The sequence below is a fragment of the Polaromonas sp. CG_23.6 genome (assembly GCF_029892315.1).
Taxonomy (GTDB): domain Bacteria; phylum Pseudomonadota; class Gammaproteobacteria; order Burkholderiales; family Burkholderiaceae_C; genus Polaromonas.
The window spans coordinates 12,501-37,654 of sequence record NZ_JARXUY010000001.1 but is presented as its reverse complement, the minus strand read 5'-3'; the positions used below and the strand labels follow the sequence as shown (position 1 = coordinate 37,654).

The following is a 25,154-nucleotide window of genomic DNA, read 5'->3' as shown; positions in this document are numbered from 1 at the left end:
TATCCGCCAACAGCCGCCGAAGGATTTGCCTGATTTGCTGCTGAATTTTTGAAATACAGAAAAATATTCTGCAAGATGGAAAATTTAAGCTAGATTGACTGTATGGATACTTTAGACCGAAAAATTCTTCAGGTTTTGCAAGCCGACTCGCGCACCAGCCTGCAAGACATCGGCCAGGCGGTGGGGCTGAGTTCCTCGCCATGCTGGGGCCGCATCAAGAAAATGGAGGACGCCGGCGTCATCGAGGGCTACACCGTGCGGCTCAACGCGCAGGCGCTGGGGCTGGGCGAAACAGTGCTGGTGCAGGTCACGCTCGACAGCCATTCCGACAACACGCTGGAAAAGTTTGGCGAAACCCTGGCGGCCATTCCCGAAGTGATCGAAGCCTGGCTGGTGTCCGGCGAATACGACTACCTGCTGCGCATCGCCGTGAAAGATACCAAGGATTACGAACGCCTGTTGCGTGAGCGGCTCTACAAGATCAAGGGCATACGCCACAGCCAGTCAAGCTTCGTGCTGCGCACGCTGAAAAAAGCCGACCTGCCTTTGCTGCCGGGCTGATGCATTTGAAATGCGGACAGGCAGTTGACTGACAGGGTCGCGTGTGCGCTGCTGACTTGAATTGTCGCAATCTGCGTACACACTTAACGGGAATTCGCGCTGTATTCGTGCAGTACCAGAACAACGTTTTTCAGGAGTTTTTTTTATGACATCAACCACCTTTCGCGGCTTTGCCTTCAGGCCTTGCGTCGCCGCCGTTGCAGGCTTTGCCTTGCTGGGTGGCCTGACCGCCTGCGGAGACATGGCTTCGCTGGACCCTACTGACGGCATGGGGGCCTCGCCGGTTCTGCCCTTGCCCAAAAGCAGCCTGATTCCGACAGTCAACATTGCACCCGCCACCGGCTGGCCCGCTGGCACCATGCCCACGGCCATGGCCGGCCTGAGCGTCACGCCGCTGGCCGTTGGGCTGGACCACCCGCGCTGGGTTTATGTGCTGCCCAATGGCGATGTGCTGGTCGCCGAAAGCAATGCGCCTCCCAAGCCTGAAGACGGCAAGGGCATCAGGGGCTGGGTGATGGGGAAAGTGATGGCCAAGGCCGGCGCCGGCGTGCCGTCGGCCAACCGCATCACGCTGCTGCGCGACATTGACGGTGATGGCAAGGCCGAAACCCGAACGGTTTTCATGCAGAACCTGAACTCACCCTTCGGCATGGCGCTGGTAGGCAGCGACCTGTACATCGCCAATGCCGATGCGGTGGTGAAAGTCCCGTACCAGGCGGGCCAGACCAGCATCAGCGAAGCGCCGGTGAAGGTTGTCGATTTGCCGGGCGGCCCCATCAACCACCACTGGACGAAAAACGTCATTGCCAGCCCGGACGGCAGCAAGCTGTACGTCACGGTCGGGTCGAACAGCAATGTCGGGGAACGCGGCATGGCGGTCGAAGAAGGCCGCGCCGCCATCTGGGAAGTGGATCCGAAAACCGGCAACCACCGGATATTTGCCTCTGGCCTGCGCAACCCGAACGGCATGGGCTGGGCGCCCGAGGGCGGCGCACTCTGGACGGTGGTGAACGAGCGCGATGAAATCGGCAGCGACCTGGTGCCGGACTACCTCACCTCGGTGAAAGACGGTGCATTTTATGGCTGGCCTTACAGCTATTACGGCCAGAACGTCGATGTGCGCGTCGAGCCGCCCCGGCCCGACATGGTGGCCAAGGCCATTGCGCCCGACTATGCGCTGGGCTCGCACGTTGCGCCGCTGGGCATGGCGTTTTCCGAAGGCAGCGCCTTGCCGGCATCGCTGGCCAGCGGCGTGTTTGTTGGCGAGCATGGGTCGTGGAACCGCAAGCCGCTGAGCGGCTACAAGGTGGTGTTCGTGCCCTTCTCCAGCGGCAAGCCGTCTGGCCTGCCGGTAGATGTGCTGACCGGTTTTTTGAGTCCTGAAGGCGATGCCTACGGCAGGCCGGTGGGCGTGGCAATGGACAAACGCGGTGCGCTGCTGGTAGCCGATGATGTCGGCAATGCGGTCTGGCGCGTCAGCGGCACAGCCGCCAAGTGAACTTGAAGCGCAAGCATGTGCCCGCGTGACTGGTTTTAGATAAAATAAGCCGTTTGCGCTTGTGGGAACTGCACAGGCAGCTATCTAATTGATAGTATTTTTCTGCCCGTTTGGTAGCCCCGGCGCAGTGTCCGGTCAATCAGGCGAAAGTCACCCAACTGGCATGTTCTGGCGCATCGAAATGCGCAAGCGTGTTGAAGGTGACCAGCCGGTGGCGCTTGGCACTAAAGGCAAACTCCGTCACCGAGCAGTTGCGGATGCCCAGGTTCAGCTCGATCGTCGTTTCCGGGCTGGTTCCCAGCACATGGCCGACGGCCGTGGCAATGGGTCCGCCGCTGGAAACCAGCAGCACATTGCCCTGGTGGTGGGCGCGAACATGATCCAGAGCCTTGGTAATGCCGGCGACAAACTCGGGGTAACTGGGCATGCCCCGGGGGCTGACCACGCCGGCCATCCATTGCGCCAAGCCGTCTTTCAACAAGCGAAAGTGATGCTTGTACAGCTCCGGTGTGTCAGGCTTTGCGAGCGGATAGGGGTGAATCGTGGCAATCACGGCGGCACTGTCGAATTCATTCAGACCGGGCCATAAGAGATGCGCCAGTGGCGGGGACGCTATCGCCGGCGCTGCTGCGCTGTGCGCTCCCACTGTTGATGCGTGGCTGCTTTCAAACACCAGACCCATGCCTTCACAGATGCCTGCAAAGGTCTGGCGTTGGCGGTTCAGTGTGCCACTTAAAGCGGCCTCAAACTCCACGCCTTTGTATTTGAAATACTCGCCCAGGCGCCGGCTTTGTTGATGGCCCATCGGGCTAAGCACGTCGTAATCGTCAGCGCCAAATGAAGCCTGGCCATGGCGTACCAAATAAAGTGTTCCCATGACAGGAATTTTCACCAGGTGCTCGTGTTGCCGTTGTCTCCCGGGGGACGGCGATGTCAGGCGATGTCAGGCGGTGCACCGGGGCAGTCTGGCAGACAGCGACTTGCAGAACGCGACCAGGCTGTCGAGTTGGGTAGCCTTGTGGAAGACCGCATCGACGCCAAGCCGTTTGCAGTGATGCAGCAGATGGTCGTCTTGCGCATGGTTGGTCATCACGAGAATGTTTTGCTCGGTACGCCGGTTATGGCAATGTCCGATCACCCCGACCCCGGTTCCTTCTCTCAGAAAAAGATCAATCAGGGCAACGTCCCACTGGTTGGGATGGCGGTCAAGCCAGTCAACTGCCTGCTGCTCGGTGGCTGCCACGCCGACAATCACGGCCTTCGCTTCCATCGTCAGGATTTGCGTCAGATAGGCGCACTGGGCAGCGCTGTCTTCAACCAGAAACACGCGTAAAGCCATGAATTTCCCTTATGCGAAGGCCGACATGGTTTTTGGAAAAGCACATTTTTTGCCTGTGCAAACAGGCATTTAAAAACAACTTCTTATGAAAGACACATCTTGTGTTGTTAATTTGCAAAATTTCAAATGTCAGCGTTTCTGCCAGATTACTACTACTGATTTAAATAATCAAATTTATCAATTTTGAAATTTAAGATACTGCTCAATTGTTGTGTCAAAAAGTCAGCCAAACGGTTTGCCAGCAGAACTGGCTCAGCAAGCGTCAGGCAGATCGGCGGCCAATTCCGGGTTTATGGAAGGCAGTTTGAACGCCAGTTGTACACCACTGTCGTTGCGCACAATCCCTACGGATTCGGCCGATGCCAGCAGTTCCAGGTGCCGCCAGTTGATCAGCCGGCAACCATTTGCATGCGGAATTCCTGGTGATTGCGATTCATGGATGCGCAGGTCAATCGACAGATCGATGCGGTTGGAAAGCACTTGGGCGCGCAGCGTCAGCGTGCCTGGCGCCGTTGACTGATCGCTCAGGCAGACAAGTGCTGCGCTGACGACGCTGCGAATCGACTGGCTGGAAAATTCTGCAGCAACTTGCAACACCTCGTTGGCAATGACAAATCCCTTGAGCTTGAACTCGTTGCGCAGCAGCGTGGCGCATTCCTCTACACCGGCATCAAAACGCTGGGTAACGGCCGGTTTTGGACGCACCCAGGTCAGCAGGTCGATGACGGACTTGATGGCTGACTCCGACACGCTGCCCAACAGTGCGCAGTCCTGGCGCATGCTCTCCAGGTCGGGACTGGCTGACTCAAGGCGCCGGTCCATCATCACGGCAATCATGTCCATTGACTGGAAGTTGCCCATGAGCTGGTGCTGGAGTACCGGTGTCAGGCGTTGCAGCAAGGCATACCGGGCGCCATCCTCAAGCAGTGACAACTCAGTGGCCGGTGGATTTTCGCGAAGAAGGGGACTGGTCAAGGGTTGCGGGGTCATCCTGGGAATCCATTGTTGACCGGAAAAGGTCTTGTTGAAAGGTCCTGCCCGTGATGGTGGCAAAGGTTAAATGGGGTGCGTGTGGCTTCTCGGGATTCTAGGCTGACAGCCCGGCCATGGCGCCGTCACCTTGAAGCGAACAGGGGCAAGCGACATCCCGGCGCCCATTCTGGCCACCCGAGACGATCGCTGGCTTGGCAGGGGCGTTGTCAGCGCAGGCCGGTGCCCAGCATGGCCTGGCCTTCGATGCAGGTCACCGATTCACCGCCGACCCAGACCTGGCCCTGCGCATCGCGCTCGACATGAACCTGGCCGGCATGGCCCAGGCAAACCCCTTGAGACGCCAGATAACGCCCGGGCATGCGGCCTTCGGCGATCAGCCATTGCGCCAGGCTGGCATTCAGGCTGCCGGTCACCGGATCTTCGGCAATGCCCATGGCGGAGGCGAAAGCGCGCACTTCCAAATCAGGTGCGGCCGAAATGCCGGATTTTTCCCTGGCCTGAAGATCGAACGCACGCGCTTCCCGGTTGGCCCGGCCAATCAGCAAAGGCATTTCCTCAGGCGGATAAATGCCTGCAACACCGACATTCACCCCGAGTTCTTCAAGCGCCAGGTGGCTGGGCGCCAACTGCAGCACGGACTCCACGCTGTCGAGCAGCAGGCCCAGCCACACCGGTCCGTTGTCCAGCAGTTGCGCCGCAATGACCTGTCGGGGTTCAAGCCCGAGTGCCTGGAGCGTCTGCGCCAGCAATAAGGCGTCGGGCGCGGTGCGCTGCAGCCTAGGTGCTGCAAAGGCCAGCCGCCGGGTCCCTGTTTCGCGCCGGATGTTGACCAGGCCGAGCGGGCATTGCTGCACGACCATGCCGCTGTCTTTCGGCTGTCCGCCGGCTTCAAGCCAGGCGTGGCAGCTGCCCAGCGTCGGATGGCCGGCAAAGGGCAACTCGCCACCGGGCGTGAAAATACGCACCCGGTAATCGGCCGATGCCACGGTCGGCGGCAGCAAAAACGTGGTTTCTGACAAATGCGTCCAGCAGGCAAAGCGCTGCATCGCGGCGTCATCAAGCCCGCTGCCATCCAGCACGACCGCCAGCGGATTTCCCAGGTAAGGCACAGCTGTAAAAACGTCAACTTGCCGGAATGGACGAGGCGTCATGGTTTCTTTCCTGCCGTGTGCACGGCCAGTATTCGGGATTTCAAGCCAGGGGCAGGGCTTCAAGCATCGCGCTGCTGCGGGTCGCTTGAGCATTGGAGTCAGCGCGCATGTCCCGAATGGCAGCAGCCAGCGCAGCAATGCCGATGGCGATCTGCGCCACGCTGGACGTCACGAATGACAGGCGCAATGAGCGGACATCAGCCTGGCCGGCATAAAACGCCCGGCCGGGCACAAAAGCCACGTTGCGCTCGACCGCCCTGGGCAGCAGTTCAACCGCATTCATGCCTTCAGGCAGGCGCACCCACAGGAACATGCCGCCGGCTGGCGTGTTCCACTCGACGCCTTCGGGCATCTCGCGTGCCATGGCCGCCAGCATGGCGTCGCGCTGCGATTTGTACAGCGCGCGGATGGTGGGAACGTGGCGGTCAAGGAAGCCGTCCTTCATGACCTCGGCCACCAGGCGCTGGTTGAAGCCGGGGCTGTGCAGGTCGGCCGCCTGCTTGGCCTGCAGCAGCTTGGGGAAGATGGAGGCGGGTGCGACCATGAAACCCAGCCGAAGTCCTGGCGCCAGCACCTTGGAAAACGATCCCAGGTAGATGCAGCCTTCCGGGTTGCGCGCAGTCAACGGCAGCGGCGGCGGCGTGTCAAACCACAGGTCGCCGTAGGGGTTGTCTTCAACCAGCGGCAGGCCCAGGCGTGCGGCCTCGGCGCTCAGCGCGGCGCGGCGTGATTCGGGCATGGTGCGGCCGGTCGGATTCTGGAAATTGGGCAGCACATAGAAAAAGCGTGCGCCTTTGGCCTTGGTCATCAGATCGCCCATGTCCACGCCGCCGGAGTCGCTGGCAATGCTGACGATCTCGGGCTCCATTGGCGCGAAGGCCTGCAGCGCGCCCAGGTAGGTCGGCGTTTCGACCAGCACGCGGCTGCCTTCGTCAATCAGCACCTTGGCGATCAAGTCAAGCCCCTGCTGCGAGCCGGTGGTGATCAGGACCAGCGCCGGATCGACGTTCCATGGCAGCATTGCGGCCACCATCTCGCGCAGCGGCGCATAGCCTTCGCTGGCCGCGTACTGCAGCGCCGCATGGCCGTCTTCGCGCAGCACCTTTTCGCAGGCGGCACTGAATTCGCTGACCGGAAAGGTCTTGGGGGAGGGCAGGCCGCCGGCAAAACTGATGATTCCAGGCTTTTCAGTGACCTTCAGGATCTCGCGGATCACCGAAGGGTTCATTTTTTCGGCGCGTCGCGCCTGGGTCCAATTCATCTCGATCTCCTGTTGATGGCCTGATTGTGAGACAGATAAGCGGCGGCAGTCCGGATCAGCCTTTGGTGGCCAGCGGTTTGGGTGGCGCCCCGTTCACCGGCATTTTCTTGCCGATGAACACCGTCGTCATCACGCCCAGGCCAAAGCCCAGCGTTGCCGCATCCAGCTGTTCGCCCAGCAGCGGCACGGCAAACAGCATCGATAAAAAGGGCTGCACCAGCTGCACCTGGCTGACCCGCACCACGCCGCCCAGCGCCAGGCCGCGGTACCAGGCAAAAAAACCGATCCACATCGAAAAAACCGCCAAATAGGCAAAAGCAGCCCAGCTCGCCCAGCCAATCGTCTGGCTGGCGGCTGGCGCGTGGATGAATGCCAGTGGCAGCGAAACCGGCAGCGAGATCACCAGCACCCAGCAAATCACCCGCTCGGCGCCCAGCGAAGGCGTCAGCCGCGCGCCGCCGATGTAGCCCAGCGCCGCGCTCAGCATGGCCAGCAGCAAGAACACATCGGCCAGCTGAATCGCAACGTGGCCGCTGCCATCGCCCGAATGCAGCGCCATGAACAGCAGCACCAGCAGCGTTCCGGTCACGGCGCAGGCCCAGAAGGCCAGGCTTGGCCGTTGCCGGAACCACAGTGCCGCGATGCCTGCCGTGGCCAGCGGCAGCAGTCCGGTGACCACCGCGCCGTGCGTGCTGGGAACGTGTTGCAGCGCCATCGACAAAAACAGCGGAAACCCGACCACCACGCAGACCGCCGTGAAGCCCAGCAGTCGCCATTGCCGGCCCTGGGGCTTTTGCCGGTGGCCGCGCCAAAAGCCAAAGCCCAGATAAAACAGCGACAGCACGCCAGCCACGGCCGCCCGGCCAAAGGTGGTGAACCAGGGTGACAGCTGTGGCGCATTGATCGACCCCACTGCCAGTTTGGTCATGGGCAGCGTGACTGAAAAAATCACGATGCCCAGCAAGCCAAGCCACAGCCCTTTGTTGATCTGCGCGTCATCCTGCGGCGGCTTCATAAAAAGAGCATCCAGATTGCGGTGACCACCAGCACGGCGGCCATGGCGCGGTTGAACACCACCAGCCGGCGTCCTGACCCCTCGGGGCCGGCCAGCCACTCGCGCAGCAGCGAGCCTGCCAGCGCATAGGTCAGGTTGCTGGCAAAGGCAAAGGCCAGCATCACCGGCACCACCACGGCCATGCGCTGGCCGGGGTCGGCGCGCCCGGCCACCCAGCCGCTGACAATCGCCAGCGCCAGCATCCAGGCCTTGATGTTGACAAACTGCAGCGCCGTGCCCTGCCAGAAGGTCACGTTGAGCCGTGCCGCATCGGCCGGGCTCAACTGGCGCGAGCGCGCTATTTTTGACGCCAGCCACAGCAGGTAGGCCACGCCGGCGAGCTTGATGGCCCAGCCCAGCAGCGGCACCGCCAGCACCAGTGCCCCCAGCCCCAGCGCGCAAATTCCCAGCAGCACGCCCCAGCCGACCGGCACGGCGCACACAAAAGGCATGGCGCGACGCAAGCCATGGTTGGCCGCAAGCGCGGTGGACAGCGTGGTGTTGGGGCCGGGCGTGAAACTCATGGCCGTGGCCAGGACGAGCAGCGCGGTAAATTCTTGCCAGTTCATGGGGATGACTTTATAGTTTGAAGCAGCACACTGGCGCTACAGATCAAGCGACAAATAAAAAAACTGTATTGCTGGTTTTAACAGTACACGGCAGGGCGCCTGCCAGGAGCACCTTGCCATGTTGATGAAAATCGCCTCCCAGTCCCTTGCCGAGCAGCTTTGCGCGCGCTTTGCCGAACGCATCCGTAACCGCTTGCTGGCGCCGGGTGCGCGCCTGCCGTCAGTGCGGCTGTGCGCCGGGCAGCAAGGCGTGAGCGTGTCTACCGTGGTGGCGGCCTATGACCAGCTGCAGGCGCAGGGGCTGGTCGTCGCGCACAAGAACCGTGGATTTTTTGTTCGGGATTCAACATCAAATATGCCATTTGCGCAATCTGGTATTGCACAAATAGCTATTAAAAACATAGCAAATTCATTGCATGCGCCGGTGGATGCCGCAGCCCTGATTCGCGGCATGTTCCATTCTGTCAGCAACAAGCCGCAACCCGGCATGGGCGTGTTTCCGGCGGAATGGCTAGACGCCAGTTTTTTGCCGGCAGCGGTCCGAAAGGTCACCAGCGCCAGCGCGCTGCGCGACCTGTCGCTTCACTACGGCGAGCCGATGGGCGACAGCGGCCTGCGCCGCTCGCTGTCGCAGCGGCTGGGCGCGCTCAGCATTCCGGCCGAGCCTGGACAGATCATCACCACCGTCGGCGCTACGCATGCGCTGGACATCATCAGCCGCACGTTGCTGCGCGCCGGCGACTGCGTGATGGTCGAGGAGCCCGGCTGGGCGGTGGAGTTTGCCCGGCTCGATGCCCTGGGCATGCGGATTTTGCCGGTGCCGCGCCGGGCCGACGGTCCCGACCTGGCCGTGATGGCGCAGTATTGCCAACTGCATGCCCCCAAGCTGTTTGTCAGCGTCAGCGTGTTCCACAACCCGACCGGCCATTGCCTGTCGCCGGGCAGTGCCCACCGGTTGCTGCAGTTGGCCAGCCAGCACGACTTCCACATCGCCGAGGATGACACTTACAGCCACCTGGCGCCTGACCATGCCACGCGGCTGTGCGCGCTCGACGGCCTGCAGCGCACGATTTATGTCAGCGGCTTTTCCAAGATACTGGCGCCCGGCTGGCGCGTGGGCTTCATGGCCGCGCCGCCCGAGCTGGTCGAGCGCCTGCTCAACACCAAGCTGCTCGCCACCCTGACGACGCCCGCGCTGCTGGAAAAAGCCCTGGCCTGGTGCATCGACCAGGGCCAGCTGCGCCGCCACGCCGAACGCATTCGCAGCCGGCTCGACCAGGCGCGCGGGCGCAGCGTCAAGCTGGCGCTGGCCCATGGTTGCAGCTTTGCCGCAGAGCCCGCAGGCCTGTTCGGATGGGTTGAAACGGGGGTGGACACGGACCTGCTGGCGCAACGCATGCTCGACGAGGATTACCTGATTGCCCCCGGCGCGCTGTTCCATGCCGTGCGCAAGCCCGGCACCCTGATGCGGATCAACTTCGCAACCACGCAGGACGCGGCGTTCTGGAAAGTGTTTGCGCGATTGCGGGACAGCATGCGCTGAACGGGGACGGGCTGGCGCCAGCCGCCAAGCCTTTTTCCCTGTTTCCACCACGCCGGAGTGCCAGCCGTGCATTGCCCGCCTGAACCGAAAACGCAACCTGTTTGTGCATGCAAAGGTTGGTGCTGGTTTCCAGTCATGTGCACAGCCCCTTTCTGAACAGGTGCATTCCCAATCGCTGGTGCTGGGTGCCGTGGCCCTCAGCGTTATTGCAGCCATTGCATTCAGCGACCCACACCACCAGAGCCGTGGAAATTGGATATATTTTGTTACAAAATATATCCAATTAAACGCAATTCAAATTTTTGACGGCTTCAAACAAAAAAATGGCTTTGCGAGGCGATTGATCAGCAAAACGCTTAGATATTTTTCGCAGAAAGTGTTGTTTTTTTGAGTTTTTAGAAGGATTTAGAAGGGCTGAATAAACTTTTAATACGTTTAAAACATAAAGTTACGTTCTTTCAAATATGTATCAAAGTCCGTGAGTCCTCTTCTGTGTGGTGCCAACAGCCGTTTTTCTTCAGCTTCTCACAAAGAGTCGCTGGATTGAACACCATGAAATCTTTTCGCCGCATTTCGTTGCGGTTGGCCGCAGGGATGGTGCAGGGGGGCTCTTTTTTCAAGCGGCTTCTGAGGGGTTGGCCGGGACGGACTGGCTTGATGGTGGCCGTGTGCTTTGTTTTTGCGTCTGCGAGCCTCGCCGCCAGTGCTCCGGCAGGCACTCTGATCACCAACTCCGCCACGCTGACCTATTCCTCGTCAGGCGGCCTGGCCCAAACGTTGATGGCAGTCGCGGCGGTGGTAATGGTGGCCAAGGTTATCGATCTGACGCTGACATGGCAGGATGCCAGTTCCGTGCCGGTCAATTCGCCTGATCCCGGCAAGGCGCTGAACTTTTTGCTCACCAACACCGGCAATGGCACGGAAACCTTTCAGCTGGCACGCAACAATCAGCTGGCGGGTGACCAGTTTGACCCTGCAAATGCAGCCGCTGGTGCGATCTATCTTGAAAGCGGAGCCCAGGCGGGTTTGCAGGCCACCGGGCCCAATGCCGACATCTTGTACCAGCCGGGCATGAACGAGCCGGTGCTGGCAGCCAGTGCCAGCCGTAATGTTTATGTTTACAGCAGCATAGGGACTTCACTTCCTGTTGGCGCGTTGGGCAAGGTCAGTCTTTCCGCGAGTTCCGCCACGCCCGGCGCCCCAGGCGCCTTGCCTGGCACCAGACTGACAGGGTTGGGCCAGGGCGGTGTGCAAACGGTGGTTGGCGGTAGCCGGGGGCAGGCAAGCGCCCTTGGCAGCTACATTGTCTCGGGCATATCCCTCAATCTCATCAAAACCGTGACGGCCGTGCATGAAAGGCTCGGTGGCAGCCTGGTCATGCCCGGTTCGGTGCTGACTTACCGCATCGTGCTGACTTTGACAGGCTCCGGCATTGCCGAGAACTTTTCCTTTGCCGACCCCCTGCCGGCCAGCATCACCTACCTGCCCGGCAGCATGACCGTCGATGGCATCGTGCGCGGCGACACCGCCGACACCGGCAGCACCAACAAGGCCGGTTTTGCAGCTGGCACGGTCAGTGTGCTGTTCGGCAACACCCCGGTGCCCGCCACTCACGTCATCGAATTCAAAGTCACCATCAACTGATTTCCTCACTCCTGGAGCTTCACCATGCACAAAACCCTGATTAACCTGCTCTTTCTAGGCTTGTTTGCCGCTGCCGCACCACTGGCCTGCGCACAGGCACGCCCGGCAGCGGGCAGCATCGAATTCAAGAACACCGCCGAGATCGAAACCGAAGTCAAGGACGCTGACGGCAAGGTCGAGAAAAAGCGTGGCCCGGTGCAAAAAGCCATTCCCGGCACGGTGGTGTTTTATACATCTTCCTTCACTAACGTCAGCAGCAAGCCGGCGGGCAACATCAGCATCAACAACCCGATTCCGGCCAACACCACGCTGGTGGCCAATAGTGCTTATGGTGAAAACATGGACATCAGCTATTCGGCTGACGGCGGCAAAACCTGGGCGACTGCTGACAAGGTCAGGGTGAAGGGAGCCGACGGCAAGGAGCGGACAGCTGTCTTGGCAGAACTCACCCATGCCCGCTGGCGCCTGCGCGGCGATCTTGCGCCAGGCAAACAGGGCGAAGCCGGTTTTCGTGTGGTGGTGAACTGATGCGGATAAACACGAGCTGCATGAGCTGGCATGCGCCTGCTTTGTTCCAGCCAGAAGCGCCATCACCAGCTTCATCACCAACACCCGTTACGCCTCCATGAAGGCTGTTTTCCCCACTCCAAGATTGCCGCGTGGCTGTGGGCGATCCTCACCACGCAAACCATTCCCAGGAGAGGGCTGACTCCTACCAACACACCGCATCCCATTCTTATTTTCAAGCTTTTATTTTTATAAAGAAAACACATGAACTCACTTTTCAGCAACCCCTGGGCTAAATCCGGAACAGCCTTGGCCCTTGCCATGGCAGGCATTTTGTGCGGTGGCGCAGCCCATGCGGCAGGCACGGTATCCGGCACCGACATTGGCAATCTGGCCACGCTCAATTACACGGTTGGCTCGACAGCCCAGCCCCCCATTGGTTCATCGGCAGGCGGCAATACCGTGGGCGCAGGCACCCCCACCTCGTTCACGGTGGACAACAAGGTCAACCTCAGCCTGATCGAGTCGGGCAGTCTGGTTGCCAGCGTCGTGCCCGGTGCCACTAACCAGGTGACCGCGTTTGCCCTCACCAATCTGGGCAACACGGCGCAAGGCTATACCCTCGCAGGCGCCAACACGAGCGGTGCCAACATTGCCGGAAGCGCTGACAACATTGATGTGAGCAATATCCGCGTTTTTGTTGAAAGCGGCACAACACCCGGCTATCAGCCGTTGGAAGACACGGCGACGGCAATATTGACACTGGCGCCAGACACGACCAGAACGGTTTATATCGTCGCAGACATACCGGCCACTGTGACCAATGGCCAACAAGCCAATGTGAGCCTGACCGCCACGACCACGACAACAGGCACGGCCACGACAGTGGTGCAAACCACCGGCGCCAATACGGTCGGCGTGGACATTGTGTTTGCCGATGCGGCAACCACCGAATTGGAATTTGTCGGCGCCAGCCCGGCGCGCGATGCCAAGGCCACTGCGCGTAATGCGTACAGGGTTGTGACAGCCGCTCTGACCGTTGCCAAGACAGCGACGCCGCTGTGCGATCCGCTCAACGGCAGCGCAAATCAAAAGAATATTCCAGGCACACTGGTTCGCTACACCATCACCATTACCAATTCGGGTGCGTCTTCGGCTACTTTGAACACCATCACCGACACGTTGGTTTCTTCGGTCACCTTCGACCCCAATCTGGTCCAGGGCACGGGCACCGCCGCACCCGCAATCACCTGTTCTTCGACAACCGGCACCCCTACATCGGCAGCGGGATCAGGCTTTCAAATCACCAAGACGGGCGGTACACGTACGGGCTTTCCCAAGAATTTCACCTCGACAAGTTCCGCCGACGGCGTGGACCTTGCCGCGAACGTGATCACCGCCACTTTGGGAACGGTGCTGCCTGTCGATATCGGCTATGCCGCTGGTGAGTTGAAAACGGGCGAATCCATCTCGCTGATTTTCAACGTACAGATCAACTGACCTTCGCGCCTTCCTGGATGCTTTTGGACGGGGTGTTGCAGCCCTGCAGCGCGGTTCGCCGCGCTGCAGCAGTTGCCATTTTCTCGCCTGGGTCCGCTTCGGCGGGCCTTTGCATGGGTACGTCTGGTGTTCATGCAAAGGCCGGTTCTGCCTTGATTTCCAGCGCGCGTACTTCACTGGCGTGCCGAATTCTGACCCGCTGTTTGGCCGCTCTTGCCAGTTTGGCCACCAGCATTACCCTGGGTGCCACGCCGCCCAACACGCCGATCACCAACACGGCCAGCGCCAGCTACGGCATTTCTGGAGCGCAGGTCACGGTAAGCGGCTCGGTGACCGTGAAGACCCTGTCCAGCACCCCCGCAACCATCACGTTCATGCAATATGTGTCCAGCGCGGCGGGCCTGCCGGTCGGCGGTGCAATTACCCAGAATGTGCCAGTGACGCAGTGCAACGCGGGCGCCGGATTCAAACCCTTGCCAGCGCCCAAGCCGCCGGACGGTCCGGCGCTGACGGTGCCCGGACCGCTGTTGTTGGCACCGGCCAGCCTGTATGCCAGCGGCGACCTGGTGTTCGTGCGCGTGATCGACTATGACCACAATCTGGACCCACTGGTGGCAGAAACCGTGGTGGTCACCGTGTCCAGCAACGGTGTTGACACCGAATCGCTTCGGCTGACCGAAACCGGCCCGTCCACCGGTGTGTTCATCGGGGCCATTCCAACTTCGTCGAGCACAGCACAGTCCGGCAACTGCGTGCTCAACATTGGTGGTAATTACAAATTGCAGGCCACCTACGTGGACCGGTCGACCAACAACGTCGCCATTACCGCAGCAGCCCTTGTAGACCCGCTTGGTCTGGTGTTTGACGCTTCTACCGGCCTGCCGGTCAGTGGCGCTCAGGTCACGCTGATCAGCCTGGCAACCGGCCAGCCTGCAGCGGTGCTGGGCAACGACGGAACCAGTGTCTATCCGTCCACCGTCATCACCGGCACCAGCGTAACCGACAGTGGCGGCACCGTGTACGCTGCCGCCCCAGGGCGCTACCAGTTTCCGCGCATTGCACCTGGCAACTACCGCCTGGCGATCACGCCACCGGCCAGCTACGTCTTTGCCTCACTGGTGGCCAGCCCGGTCCTGCAGGCACTGCCCGGTGCGCCTTTTTTCATCGCTGCCGGGTCGCGCGGCGAAACCTTCCAGGTGCTTCCCGGCGCGCCGATCGAAATCGACGTGCCGCTCGACCCGGTTTCCCTGGCGGGTGTGCAGATTTCCAAAAGTGCCGGCAAGGCCGTCGTTGCCATTGGCGAATTCGTGCCCTACACCGTCACCGTCAGCAATAGCGACAAACATCCGGTGGCCGCATTGCGCATTTCCGACCGGCTTCCCCTGGGGTTTCGCTATCAGGCCGGTTCGGCCCGGCTGGACAAAGCCGTCCTGGCAGACCCCGTGATCAGCGCCGACGGACGCGGCCTGGAGTTTCGCCTCGGCACACTGCCCGGCAATGGCAGCCTGAGCCTGCGCTATGTGGCGGCCGTCAGCTCAGGCGCCCGGGCCGGCCAGGCAGAAAACACCGCGCAGGCCATCGGCGGCGCCAGCTCCAACATCGCCCGCGCCAGTGTGCTGGTGAGCGAAGACCTCAACCGCAGCCGCGCCATCCTGGTGGGCCGCGTGACGCAAGTTGAGTCATGCGACAACAAACAGGACGCGCCAGGCGAAGAAAAAGGCGATGCCGCCAGTGCGCCTTTGGGCCTGAAAGGCGTGCGCGTCATGTTGCAGGATGGCACCTATATCGTGACCGACCAGGAAGGCCGCTGGCATGCCGACAACATTCGTTCCGGCACCCACGTCGTGCAACTTGACGAAACCAGCCTGCCCCAGGGGTTTGCGCTGCAAGCCTGCGAGGACAACAGCCGCACCGGCGGCCGCAAATTCTCGCAGTTCGTCAATCTGCGCGGCGGCACCCTGTGGCGTGCTGATTTCCGGCTCAAGCGGATAGCCAGTTGCCTGAACGAGCAATTGCACGTGCAAGGCAAGATGGTGCGTCTGCGGCTTGCAGCTCCCGTCGGCAACCTGGCGGTCAGCGCGACAGTGCTGCTGCCACCTGGCGCCAAGGTGGTGCAAGGCAGTGTCATGCTCGACGCCAAACCTTTTGCGCACGCCGAACTGCCGGATGGATTCTTGGTGGCGCGGCTGGGCGCGCAGACCGGGAATTGGCAACGGCTGCTGACTTTCGAGCTGGACTCTGTGCCTTTGGGGAATCTGGATTTGCTGGTGCAGGTCCAGCCTATCGACCAGCCAGCGCAAGGTCTGCTGCCCTTGCACCTCAAAGCGCCAGAGACAGAGGCTGCCCAGTGCGCGTCGATGGTTTTGCCTGCGCTTCTTGCCATGCGCCCAGCGCCCAAAGCGGCTGTCTTGATGTCCAAAGCGAGTGGTGTTGTTTCTGGACTGCAACTGGTCGAGAAGTTGCCTTATGACGACCACTGGTTTGCCACTGCCAAGCCCGGAACCGAGTGGCTGCATCCGCAGAGTGGCTTCGCCCCGGCACTGCCGGTCATCAAAGTGGCAGTCAAACACGAGCCTCAGCATCAGTTGGAGTTAAAGGTCAACGGCGCGCTGGTCAATCCCCTGCGTTACGAAGGTAACGTGACGAACCCGGCCGGCACATTGGTGCTGTCCAGTTGGAGCGCCGTGGACCTGCGCGATGGCGCCAACCTGATGGAGTTGACTGTGCGCGACCCACAAGGCCAAGTCGTTCTGCACGAAAGCCGTTCCATTCACTACGCTTTAGGTCCGGCCTCTGCAGTGTTTGACCTCAAGCGCTCGCAACTGATCGCCGATGGCCGCACACCCCCGGTCATTGCCGTACGCATGCTTGACAAGGACGGCCAGCCGGTACGTCGCGGCACGGGCGGTTTGTTCCAGCTCGCAGCGCCCTATCTGTCGCAAGACCAGGCTGACGCGATTCAGCGTGAGCCCCTGACTGGCAACCTCGGCGCCAAGGCGCGCTATGAAATTGGCGATGACGGCATCGCGCTGATTGCGCTGCAACCCAGCACGCAGGCCGGCGAGGTGGTGCTCGACTTCGACTTCGGCAACAACCGCAAGCAAGAAATCAGGACCTGGCTCACGCCCGACCTGCGTGAATGGGTGCTGGTCGGCTTTGCCGAGGGAACGACGGGTTTCAAGAAGCTGAGCGGCAACATGGACGGCCTGCAGGCGGCCGGTGCCAGCGAGCAGTTGTTCGACCAGAACCGCGTGGCCTTTTATGCCAAGGGCCAGATCAAGGGCGAATACCTGATGACCCTGGCCTACGACAGCGCCAAGGAAAAGAATGCCGCCGGCAGCATGGCACTGAATCAGCCGTTCAGCCAGGCCTTGAATCAGGCGGTTGATCCGAACCGGTTCTACACGCTGTATGCCGATGCGACCCAGCCGCAGTTTGACGCCGCCAGCGCGCGCAAGCTCTACCTGAAGATTGAAAAAACGCAGTTTTATGCAATGTTCGGCGACTTCGACACCGGCCTGACGGTGTCCGAACTGGGCCGCTACAGCCGTACGCTGAATGGCTTTAAATCAGAATTCAAGAGCGAGCGCACAGGCTATAACGCCTTTGCCAGCATGACCGCGCAAAGCTTTCGCAAAGACGAAATCCAGGGCGATGGCACGTCTGGCCTGTATCGCCTGGCCAGCCGCGATATCGTAGTCAATTCGGACAAGTTGCGCATCGAGGTGCGCGACCGTTTCCGCCCCGAAATCATCATCAGCACCCGAACGTTCACCCGCTACCTCGACTACCAGATTGACTATGCGCTGGGCACCGTGTTTTTCCGCGAGCCGATTGCCTCGCGTGATGCTGATTTCAACCCGGTGTTCATCGTGGCTGAATATGAGTCCGGCGGCCAAGCCGACGCCAAGCTGACATACGGCGGCCGCGTTGCCATGAAAGTCGGCGACAACCTGGGCCAGAAAAGCGAGGTGGGATTCAGCCGCCTCCATGAAGGCAATGTGGGCCGGGAGGCTAGGCTCACGGCCGCAGACAGCACGGTTCGTTTCGGCGACACCTCCAAGCTGCGTACCGAAATTGCCACCAGCCAGCGCACTTCGGTGCTTGGCAAGGAAAACGGCAGTGCCTATCTGGTCGAGCTGAGCCATGTCGAGGGCAACACCGCTGCACGCGCCTACGCACGCCAGCAAGACGCTGGTTTCGGCCTGGGCCAGCAGGCCGGCTCCGAAGCCGGAACGCGCAAGATGGGCGCCGACGCACGGCTCCAGCTGTCTGAGTCGGTGCAGCTCCAGGCCGAAACCTACCGCCAGACTAACCTGGTCACCACCGCCCAGCGCGAGGTGCTGGAGACCCGTGGCCAATGGAAAAATGAAGGACTTACCGCCAGCGCCGGCGTGCGCGCAGCCAGTGAAACCGACGGCAATGGCAAATACGCCAGCGTGCGCCAGCTCATCACCGGTTTAGGCTATGAATTGCTGGACAAGCAGCTGCTCCTGCGCGCCAGCAACGAGCAGGACTTGGGCAGCCATGTCGATGGCGGGAGCGTCAGCTTCCCTAACCGGCTGATCCTGGGCTTCGATTACAAGCTGAACCTGCAAACGACTGTGTTTGCCCAGCATGAACTGGCGCGCAGCGGTGAACTCAAGGCCGACACCACGCGCGTCGGCCTGCGCACCCAGCCTTGGACCGGCGCTGAAGTGGCCTCGTCACTGGGCAACCAGACCGGACTCGACGGTGGCCGCGTATATGCCAACCTCGGGCTGGTGCAAAAGCTGCAAATCAGTGAGCAATGGGCTGCCGATTTTGGCGTTGACCGGTCGCAGACGCTGCGCGGCTCAGCGCTCAACCCATTCAACACGGCGCAGCCGCTGGCGTCCGGCACGCTTGGCGCCAGCGGGTTTTCCAGCGCCTCGTCAAACACCACGCCTGGCGTCACGAACAGCCTGGTGACGGGTGACTACACCGCCCTGTTTATCGGCGGCGCCTACAAAGCAAGCGACTGGAGCAGCAATGCCCGGCTCGAATGGCGCGGGAGCGACACGGACACCAAAGTCAACCTGCTGCTGGGTGCGCAGCGCAACCTTGACGAGAGCCGCACCATGGCCGTCGGCCTGATCTATAACCGGGTCAAAGGCACCGTGGACACCACCCGGGCGGACACCCGTTTGAGTTATGCCCACCGGCCCCTGAACAGTGAGTGGATCTGGCTTGACCGGCTGCAATACATCCACGAGTCCAGCCAGGATCTGGCGGGACGTTTGCTGACCCGAAAGCTCATCAATAATCTGAATGTCAACTGGATGCCGAAGCGCCAAACGCAGATTGCCCTGCAATACGGCCTCAAGTATGTGCATGACAGCATCGACAGCACCGCCTACAAGGGATTCACCGACCTGATCGGCATTGAGGCGCGGCAAGATCTGGGCAAGCGCTGGGACATTGGGCTGCATGGCGGCATGCTGCACTCCTGGCAGGCGGGCACACGCAACTACCAACTGGGCGTTTCGCTGGGCTTCAAGCTGGTTGACAATGCCTGGCTGAGCGTGGGCTACAACCAGCGCGGTTTTCTCGATGCCGATTTTGCTGGCGCCGAATACCGCGCCCGTGGCATTTACCTGAACCTGCGCGTCAAGTTTGACCAGGATTCCTTCATCCTCACTGACCGGAACGAGGGTCAATTGGCCCGCTAGGCTTTACTGTTGATTCCATGCGACCCGTCACTTCCACTATGAAAATAATCCATGCTGGCGTCAGCGGCTGCAGCGCAATGCAGTTGCTGGCAGTGCTTGAGATGCATAACAGAGAAACAACTGCAGGCCTGGCAGATGACTAAGGGAGCAAGAGCATGGCTGCGGTTGTTGACCGGCTTGATGGTGGCCATGCTGTCTTTTTCGGCGGCAGCGCTCAATTGCGCCACGCCTGGGAAAGACGGTCCCGGCGGCACGCTCAACGGCGTGATCAATCGCTATTGGCCAGGAACAGCCAGTGCCAGTGCTGGTGCCGCCAGCATTGTTTTGGGCGCCTCGTCTGGTTCAGGCGCGGCCATAGCCATTGGGGACTTGCTGATGGTGATTCAGATGCAGGATGCTGCGATCGATCGCAGCAATGACAACACTTATGGCGGCGGCAACGGTCTTAACCCGGCCTCCGGCTCGACTGCATTGAACAGTGCCGGGCTGTATGAGTATGTGCGCGCCACCAGCGCCGCAGCCATCGGCGGTGGAGCAGTGACTGTTGTGGGCGGCAGTGGCGCTGGCTTGCTCAACAGCTATACCAATGCGGATGCCAGCAATACGCAGGGACAGCGCCGTTTTCAGATCGTGCGTGTCCCGCAGTACACCACCGCGACCCTGAGTTCAGGGCTGACCGCAATTGCCTGGAATGGCAGCACGGGCGGCGTTCTGGTGTTCGATGTGGCAGGGCAGCTGACGCTTGGCGGCGCGACGGTAAGCGTCAATGGCCTTGGATTTCGCGGCGGCGCCGCCCGGGAGTTGACGGGGGGGCCCGGCGCCAATACCGATTACCGCACCAACGCTGCCAATAACAACAATGGCTCCAAAGGCGAAGGTATTGCCGGAACACCTCGCTATGTCAATAACCTGGGCGTGCTTTTGAACACCGGTAGTGAAGGCTACCCCAATGGCAGCCACGCGCGGGGCGCGCCTGGCAATGCAGGAGGCGGCGGCACTGACGGAAATCCTGTAGACAACAAAGAGAACACAGGAGGCGGTGGTGGCTCGAATGCAGGTGGCGGCGGCAAGGGCGGCAATGGTTGGCGCAGCGCCTCTCCCACCGGCGGCTTTGGAGGCTTTGATTACTCCCCTTTTTTAAACCCGGGACGTATGTTTCTGGGCGGCGGCGGAGGCTCGGGAACCAACAACAACGGCACCGGCGACCGCGGAGCGGGTTTTGCTTCCAGTGGTGCAGCGGGCGGCGGCATGGTGATGATTCGCGCGAGCCTCATTAACGGCAGCGGCACGATCAGCGCCAATGGCGCCAATGCCAACAACAGTGCATTAAACGACGGCTCTGGCGGCGGCGGCGCGGGTGGCTCAGTGCTCGTGTACGTAAAGGCCGTCAGTTCCGGGTTGCTCAGTGTTCAGGCAAATGGCGGCAATGGTGGCACCAACGCAGGCGGCTCTACGGCACCCGAACACGGGCCCGGCGGTGGCGGCAGTGGCGGTTATGTTGCATCTTCATCGGTAATGTCCACATCGGTCAATTTCGCCGGTGGTGCGCCTGGCACGACCGCAGGCGGCTCCAACTTTGGCGCAACAGCCGGAGAGAGCGGTTCAAGAGCCTCGCTCAGCAGCACGGCGATTCCGGGTGTCAGGTCCGGCGCCGAATGCGCTGTCGTTATTGTCAAAAATTTCAACCCGGATACGGTTACGCCCGGCAGCACTTCCACGCTCAGCGTGACCTTGACCAGCCCCAACAGTGTGCCAATCACTGGAATCGGACTGAATGACGTGTTTCCCACCCTTCCCGGAGCGATGACAGTGGCGGCTCCGCTAACCATCACCAATAGCTGCAGCCCAGGAGTGCTGCTGGACTCCGGTGGGAATACGCTTGCTGCCGCAGACAAAGGCATTCGCCTCAACAACGGGAGCCTGGCTGCCAACGGCAGTTGTACCTTCAGCATCAAAGTCACCGCTTCGGAACTCGGTACCTACACCAACGTCATCCCTGTAGGCGCGCTTGTTTCTGCCAATGGCGGCACCAACAGCGCTCTCGTTACAGACATCTTGACCATCGTCAGCCCGCCCAGCCTGGTATTTGTGAAAACCGTGTCGGTCATCAGCGACCCGTTCAACCTTGCCACCAATCCAAAAAACATTCCCGGCGCCGAAGTGTTGTACACGCTGCGCGTCACCAATACCGGCCTGGTCAGTGCGGGCGTTGACAGTATTGTCATCATCGACCCCATGCCTGCCAACACCGAATTGTTTGTGGGCGATCTGGGGGTTACCGGCTCCGGGCCGATTGCCTTCGTTCAGGGAACGCCCGGTAGCGGGCTGACTTGGAAAGCCGATGACGCGACTTTTTCAAACAGCGACTGCAGCACGTTCGGCTATGCGCCGGTTCCTGCCGCCCAATACGATTTGGCCGTCAAATGTATTCGACTCAACCCCAAAGGCACGCTTGCCGCTGCCAGCGGCGGGGCAAATCCTTTTTTTGAACTGCGTTTTCGGGTGCGTCTCAAATAATTAGACAGGAGGTAAAATTTCTGTCTTTGATAGCCTTTTGCGCAATATACAAAAGGATTCTATGCTATTAAATATGTAGCATATTGATTTGGATTAGTTCGGGTGATCGCAAGTCATTGGGGACCTGCGCTTTAACTTGCAAGGCTGGCGATTGATGCGAGCTTCAGGCAGTGTTCATAGCCCAAGTGTTTCAATGCCTGGACACTTTCCATCCAGAAATGCCGCATCCCGCGCGAGTCATCAAAGCATCTCGTCCGGTGCCAACGGCCCGAACAGTTTGAGCAGCAGTTTCAGGGTCAGACTGGCATCAGGCTCATTCGTCGAATCGTCGAGACCTGAACCTTGCGGCGCACGCCATACCAGTTTCTCGTTTACAAGCTCGACATGGTAAGCGCCGTTGGCCATGGCAGGCTCAATCATTTGCGTGGCTTCCTGTGACAGTGCGCGGTTGCGGATGATGACGGCAACTTCGCTGTTTTGCAGTTTCGAGCGCAGGTCCAGGTTCATCGACCCCACTACCAGCAAACGGCCATCCATCACGAACACCTTGGCATGCAAGCTGGCGCGCGAACCGCTTTTTGAACCCCCTGTGGAGCCAATGCCGGAGCCGAAATTCCTGACCGTCCCTTCTTGTTCGGCGTGCATTTCATAAAGTTCGACGCCCATCGCCAGCAATGCTTTACGGTAGCGCGCATAGCCCACATGGGCTGCGGGCGCGTCGTTGGAGGCCAGCGAATTGGTCAGCACGCGCACCCTGACGCCACGTCGGCGCAACTCGGCAAACTGACCCATCATCATGTCGCCCGGAACGAAGTATGGCGAGACAATCAGCAGATCGGCCTTGGCCTGTGACATGAGCTGCAGCAGGCCATCGACAGCCGTTTCCTGTGTCCCTGCCACGTCGTCGGCATCCCTGGCAATTTTTGAGGGCTTGTCCACCAGTAAAACGGACGGCGCCCAGGTCCAAGTCAACAAACTCAGGTCGGTTGAATCGGGCAGGGCGTTTGGGGCATCAGCGGCTACGGCCTTGACGGGCGGTGCTCCGGCCGCGTTTGCCACTGGCTGCATGGCGCTGTAAGGCGCACCCCGATCGGCTGCCACGGGTTGGGGTTTGAGCGCCTTGATTTCTTCCTCGGTCATCAGCGACTGCACCGGATAGGCCAGTGGATTGTTCCAGTACTGGTCAAAACTTCGTGACAGGTCGCGTGCAATACGGCCCGCCGCCAGCACATCGATGTCGATGAAATTGGTGCCTTCGCTCTGGCCAAAATAGGTTTCACCCAGGTTGCGCCCGCCGGTGATGGCGACGGCGTTGTCGGCGACAAAAATCTTGTTGTGCATGCGTCGCTGCATGCGCGCCACATCCTTGAGGTTGCTCAAAATCCGCAGCATCATCGATGCGCGTCCACCGGGCAGCGGGTTAAACAGGCGCAGCTCGAAATTTTTTTCAAATGCCAGCTTCAGCACCTGCGCATTTTTGCCCGTGGTGTTGAAGTCATCAAGCAGGATACGAATACGAACGCCGCGTCCGGCTGCTTCGCGCAGGGCCTCGAACATGCGTTCGGTGGTGTCGTCGGCAAAGATGGCGTAGTACTGGATGTCCAGCGTTTTTTGCGCCGCCTTGATCAGTGTCATCCGGCTGGTGAAGGCCAGTTCGGCATTGCCGACAAGTGCGAATCCGGAGTCATTGCGCGTGCCCGCCCGTGCGGCGCGCGCCTGCACCAGCTGGCCCAGCCGGGTTTCCATCGGATTTGCCAGCGCCGTTGACACCGGGCGGTCCACCTGGCTTGGCAGCGAGGCGCATCCGGTCATCCAGACACTGAAAAATGCAAGGGCCAGCCAGTGTTGGACACCACCATGCCGACTGGCCTGAAAGACGGAAAAAGGGCTGGGGCCGAGCGCGACAGTGGTTTGCATGATGCTGGCCACTTTAGCGCAAGGCCGCGCTTTTTACATACTCACAAGGACGCGCTGGAGCCGCTACTTTTTGTAGGTGGCAAGCTTGAGGTCAGGGTCAGCTATTGCGGTATGGCTGCCCGCTTGCGCTGGAGCGCAGCATGCTATGCGGGCCGCCATATTGAAAAGGCTCAGGTTGACAGCGTTTCCCAGCGTTGCAGCGCATCCATGAGTTCTTCCTCGATCTTGCTGTTGCGCGCCGTGAGTTCGGCCGCCCGCTTGGCATTGCTGGTGTACAGCGTGCCGTCGTAAAGCTCCTGCCCGATCGCCTTTTGCTGCGATTCGAGTTGCTGGATCAGTGCCGGCAAGCCGTCGAGTTCACGCTGCTCCTTGTAACTCAGTTTCTTTTTTGATAGCTGCTCACGCTCGTCTTTATTGGGCTCCGCATTGTTTTTGTCCTTGTTTTTGGAGCTGGAGGCGGTAGCCGCCGTTTTATTGCCGCCAGTGATTTGCGCCGCCCGTTTCGACTGCGTGATCCAGTCGGTCACGCCGCCTTCATACTCACGCCAGAAGCCAGGGTTTTCGGGCGTGCCTTCGTAGGCAATGGTGCTGGTCACCACGTTGTCCAGGAAGCGGCGGTCATGGCTGACCAGAAACACCGTGCCTTCGTAGTTTTGCAGCAGGTCTTCCAGCAGTTCCAGCGTGTCGATGTCCAGGTCGTTGGTGGGCTCGTCAAGCACCAGCACATTGGCAGGCCGCGCAAACAGACGCGCCAGCAGCAAACGGTTGCGCTCGCCACCGCTCAAACTGCGCACCGGGGAGCGGGCGCGCTCGGGGCTGAATAAAAAGTCGCTCAGGTAGCTCTTGACGTGTTTCTTCTGCCCATTGATCTCGACCCACTCGCTGCCCGGGCTGATGAAGTCTTCCAGTGTCGAGTCCAGGTCCAATGCGTCACGCATCTGGTCAAAGTAAGCCACCTGCAGATTTGCGCCCTGACGGATCTTGCCGGGCGGAATGGTCACATCAGGCTGCAGTTCCCCAAGAATGAGCTTGAGCAGCGTGGTCTTGCCCGCGCCGTTCGGGCCGAGCAGTCCGATCTTGTCGCCGCGCAGCAGCGTGCCGCTGAATTTGTTGACGATGATCTTCTCAGAGCCCGGATGGCCAAAGCTTTTCGACACGTCGGTAAGCTCGGCCACGATCTTGCCGCTTTTATCGCCGCTGGAAACATCCAGATTGACGCGGCCGACCGCATCGCGCCGGGCTGAGCGATTTTCCCGCAGCGCGTCAAGCCGTACGATGCGGGCGGTACTGCGCGTGCGGCGTGCCTCGACCCCTTTGCGAATCCAGACTTCTTCTTGCGCCAGCAGCTTGTCCGCCTTGGCAAAGATCACGGCTTCCTGTGCCATCTGGTCTTCCTTCTGGATCAGGTAC

Annotated in this window: 18 protein-coding genes (1 of these 18 only partly in view); 9 read left to right on the top strand and 9 right to left on the bottom strand. The window is 60.5% G+C overall.

Annotation, left to right across the window (positions count from 1 at the left end):
• Positions 1–102: 102 nt before the first annotated feature.
• A complete protein-coding gene (locus H4V98_RS00140; RefSeq protein WP_196865036.1) occupies positions 103–561 on the top strand; it encodes an Lrp/AsnC family transcriptional regulator in 459 nt (152 codons plus the stop codon).
• 145 nt (positions 562–706) lie between these two features.
• Positions 707–2,059 carry a sorbosone dehydrogenase family protein gene (locus H4V98_RS00135; protein WP_196865035.1) on the top strand — a complete coding sequence of 451 codons (1,353 nt, stop codon included), beginning with the start codon at positions 707–709 and terminating at the stop codon, positions 2,057–2,059.
• 139 nt (positions 2,060–2,198) lie between these two features.
• Here H4V98_RS00135 and H4V98_RS00130 read toward each other — a convergent pair whose 3' ends face one another.
• The 7 genes from H4V98_RS00130 to H4V98_RS00100 all read right to left on the bottom strand — a co-directional run bounded on the left by H4V98_RS00130 (position 2,199) and on the right by H4V98_RS00100 (position 8,426).
• The gene (locus tag H4V98_RS00130; RefSeq protein WP_196865037.1) at positions 2,199–2,936 is read right to left on the bottom strand and encodes a histidine phosphatase family protein; all 738 of its coding nucleotides are present in this window, start codon (positions 2,934–2,936) and stop codon (positions 2,199–2,201) included.
• Between the two features lie 66 nt (positions 2,937–3,002).
• Entirely contained in the window at positions 3,003–3,398 is a 396-nt protein-coding gene (locus H4V98_RS00125; RefSeq protein ID WP_196865034.1) for a response regulator, read from the bottom strand.
• Between the two features lie 252 nt (positions 3,399–3,650).
• Positions 3,651–4,388, bottom strand: coding sequence for a hypothetical protein (locus H4V98_RS00120; RefSeq protein WP_196865033.1), 738 nt, complete (start codon positions 4,386–4,388; stop codon positions 3,651–3,653).
• Between the two features lie 209 nt (positions 4,389–4,597).
• A complete protein-coding gene (locus tag H4V98_RS00115) occupies positions 4,598–5,542 on the bottom strand; it encodes a PhzF family phenazine biosynthesis protein (RefSeq protein ID WP_196865032.1) in 945 nt (314 codons plus the stop codon).
• A 40-nt stretch (positions 5,543–5,582) separates the two neighbouring features.
• A complete protein-coding gene (locus tag H4V98_RS00110) occupies positions 5,583–6,803 on the bottom strand; it encodes a PLP-dependent aminotransferase family protein (protein ID WP_196865031.1) in 1,221 nt (406 codons plus the stop codon).
• A gap of 55 nt (positions 6,804–6,858) precedes the next feature.
• Positions 6,859–7,818 (bottom strand): DMT family transporter, encoded by a 960-nt coding sequence (locus H4V98_RS00105; RefSeq protein ID WP_196865030.1) that lies wholly within the window; start codon positions 7,816–7,818, stop codon positions 6,859–6,861.
• Positions 7,815–8,426: a LysE family translocator gene (locus tag H4V98_RS00100; protein ID WP_196865029.1), complete on the bottom strand. Its 612-nt coding sequence runs from the start codon at positions 8,424–8,426 to the stop codon at positions 7,815–7,817. Before H4V98_RS00100 ends, H4V98_RS00105 begins: the two co-directional genes overlap by 4 nt.
• 118 nt (positions 8,427–8,544) lie before the next feature.
• Between H4V98_RS00100 and H4V98_RS00095 the strand changes: the two genes are divergently transcribed.
• From H4V98_RS00095 to H4V98_RS00065, 7 genes are all read left to right on the top strand, one after another.
• Complete coding sequence (locus H4V98_RS00095; protein ID WP_196865028.1) at positions 8,545–9,969, top strand: PLP-dependent aminotransferase family protein; 1,425 nt, start codon at positions 8,545–8,547, stop codon at positions 9,967–9,969.
• A complete protein-coding gene (locus tag H4V98_RS00090; protein ID WP_196865027.1) occupies positions 9,941–10,360 on the top strand; it encodes a hypothetical protein in 420 nt (139 codons plus the stop codon). The genes H4V98_RS00095 and H4V98_RS00090 overlap by 29 nt, the downstream gene beginning before the upstream one ends.
• A 161-nt stretch (positions 10,361–10,521) precedes the next feature.
• On the top strand, positions 10,522–11,613 hold the full coding sequence (locus H4V98_RS00085; protein ID WP_196865026.1) for a DUF11 domain-containing protein: 1,092 nt from the start codon (positions 10,522–10,524) through the stop codon (positions 11,611–11,613).
• A gap of 24 nt (positions 11,614–11,637) precedes the next feature.
• Positions 11,638–12,141: a hypothetical protein gene (locus H4V98_RS00080; protein ID WP_196865025.1), complete on the top strand. Its 504-nt coding sequence runs from the start codon at positions 11,638–11,640 to the stop codon at positions 12,139–12,141.
• 243 nt (positions 12,142–12,384) lie between these two features.
• A complete protein-coding gene (locus H4V98_RS00075; protein WP_196865024.1) occupies positions 12,385–13,620 on the top strand; it encodes a hypothetical protein in 1,236 nt (411 codons plus the stop codon).
• A gap of 221 nt (positions 13,621–13,841) precedes the next feature.
• Entirely contained in the window at positions 13,842–19,310 is a 5,469-nt protein-coding gene (locus tag H4V98_RS00070; RefSeq protein WP_280757177.1) for a hypothetical protein, read from the top strand.
• A 135-nt stretch (positions 19,311–19,445) separates the two neighbouring features.
• The gene (locus H4V98_RS00065; RefSeq protein ID WP_196865022.1) at positions 19,446–21,827 is read left to right on the top strand and encodes a hypothetical protein; all 2,382 of its coding nucleotides are present in this window, start codon (positions 19,446–19,448) and stop codon (positions 21,825–21,827) included.
• A gap of 240 nt (positions 21,828–22,067) precedes the next feature.
• Here H4V98_RS00065 and H4V98_RS00060 read toward each other — a convergent pair whose 3' ends face one another.
• Both H4V98_RS00060 and H4V98_RS00055 read right to left on the bottom strand, forming a co-directional pair.
• Positions 22,068–23,744, bottom strand: a complete 1,677-nt coding sequence (locus tag H4V98_RS00060; RefSeq protein ID WP_196865021.1) for a phospholipase D family protein — start codon at positions 23,742–23,744, stop codon at positions 22,068–22,070.
• Positions 23,745–23,914: 170 nt separating this feature from the next.
• On the bottom strand, positions 23,915–25,154 hold the 3' portion of the coding sequence (locus H4V98_RS00055; protein ID WP_196865020.1) for an ATP-binding cassette domain-containing protein. It continues 689 nt past the right edge of the window; 1,240 of the gene's 1,929 nt are visible here — the last part of the coding sequence; its start codon lies beyond the right edge, outside the window; it ends in the stop codon at positions 23,915–23,917.

Coding starts and splice junctions, on each gene's coding strand:
- H4V98_RS00140 (WP_196865036.1), top strand. CDS start 103: ATGGATACTTTAGACCGAAAAATTCTTCAGGTTTTGCAAGCCGACTCG.
- H4V98_RS00135 (WP_196865035.1), top strand. CDS start 707: ATGACATCAACCACCTTTCGCGGCTTTGCCTTCAGGCCTTGCGTCGCC.
- H4V98_RS00130 (WP_196865037.1), bottom strand. CDS start 2,936: ATGGGAACACTTTATTTGGTACGCCATGGCCAGGCTTCATTTGGCGCT.
- H4V98_RS00125 (WP_196865034.1), bottom strand. CDS start 3,398: ATGGCTTTACGCGTGTTTCTGGTTGAAGACAGCGCTGCCCAGTGCGCC.
- H4V98_RS00120 (WP_196865033.1), bottom strand. CDS start 4,388: ATGACCCCGCAACCCTTGACCAGTCCCCTTCTTCGCGAAAATCCACCG.
- H4V98_RS00115 (WP_196865032.1), bottom strand. CDS start 5,542: ATGACGCCTCGTCCATTCCGGCAAGTTGACGTTTTTACAGCTGTGCCT.
- H4V98_RS00110 (WP_196865031.1), bottom strand. CDS start 6,803: ATGAATTGGACCCAGGCGCGACGCGCCGAAAAAATGAACCCTTCGGTG.
- H4V98_RS00105 (WP_196865030.1), bottom strand. CDS start 7,818: ATGAAGCCGCCGCAGGATGACGCGCAGATCAACAAAGGGCTGTGGCTT.
- H4V98_RS00100 (WP_196865029.1), bottom strand. CDS start 8,426: ATGAACTGGCAAGAATTTACCGCGCTGCTCGTCCTGGCCACGGCCATG.
- H4V98_RS00095 (WP_196865028.1), top strand. CDS start 8,545: ATGTTGATGAAAATCGCCTCCCAGTCCCTTGCCGAGCAGCTTTGCGCG.
- H4V98_RS00085 (WP_196865026.1), top strand. CDS start 10,522: ATGAAATCTTTTCGCCGCATTTCGTTGCGGTTGGCCGCAGGGATGGTG.
- H4V98_RS00080 (WP_196865025.1), top strand. CDS start 11,638: ATGCACAAAACCCTGATTAACCTGCTCTTTCTAGGCTTGTTTGCCGCT.
- H4V98_RS00075 (WP_196865024.1), top strand. CDS start 12,385: ATGAACTCACTTTTCAGCAACCCCTGGGCTAAATCCGGAACAGCCTTG.
- H4V98_RS00065 (WP_196865022.1), top strand. CDS start 19,446: ATGACTAAGGGAGCAAGAGCATGGCTGCGGTTGTTGACCGGCTTGATG.
- H4V98_RS00060 (WP_196865021.1), bottom strand. CDS start 23,744: ATGCAAACCACTGTCGCGCTCGGCCCCAGCCCTTTTTCCGTCTTTCAG.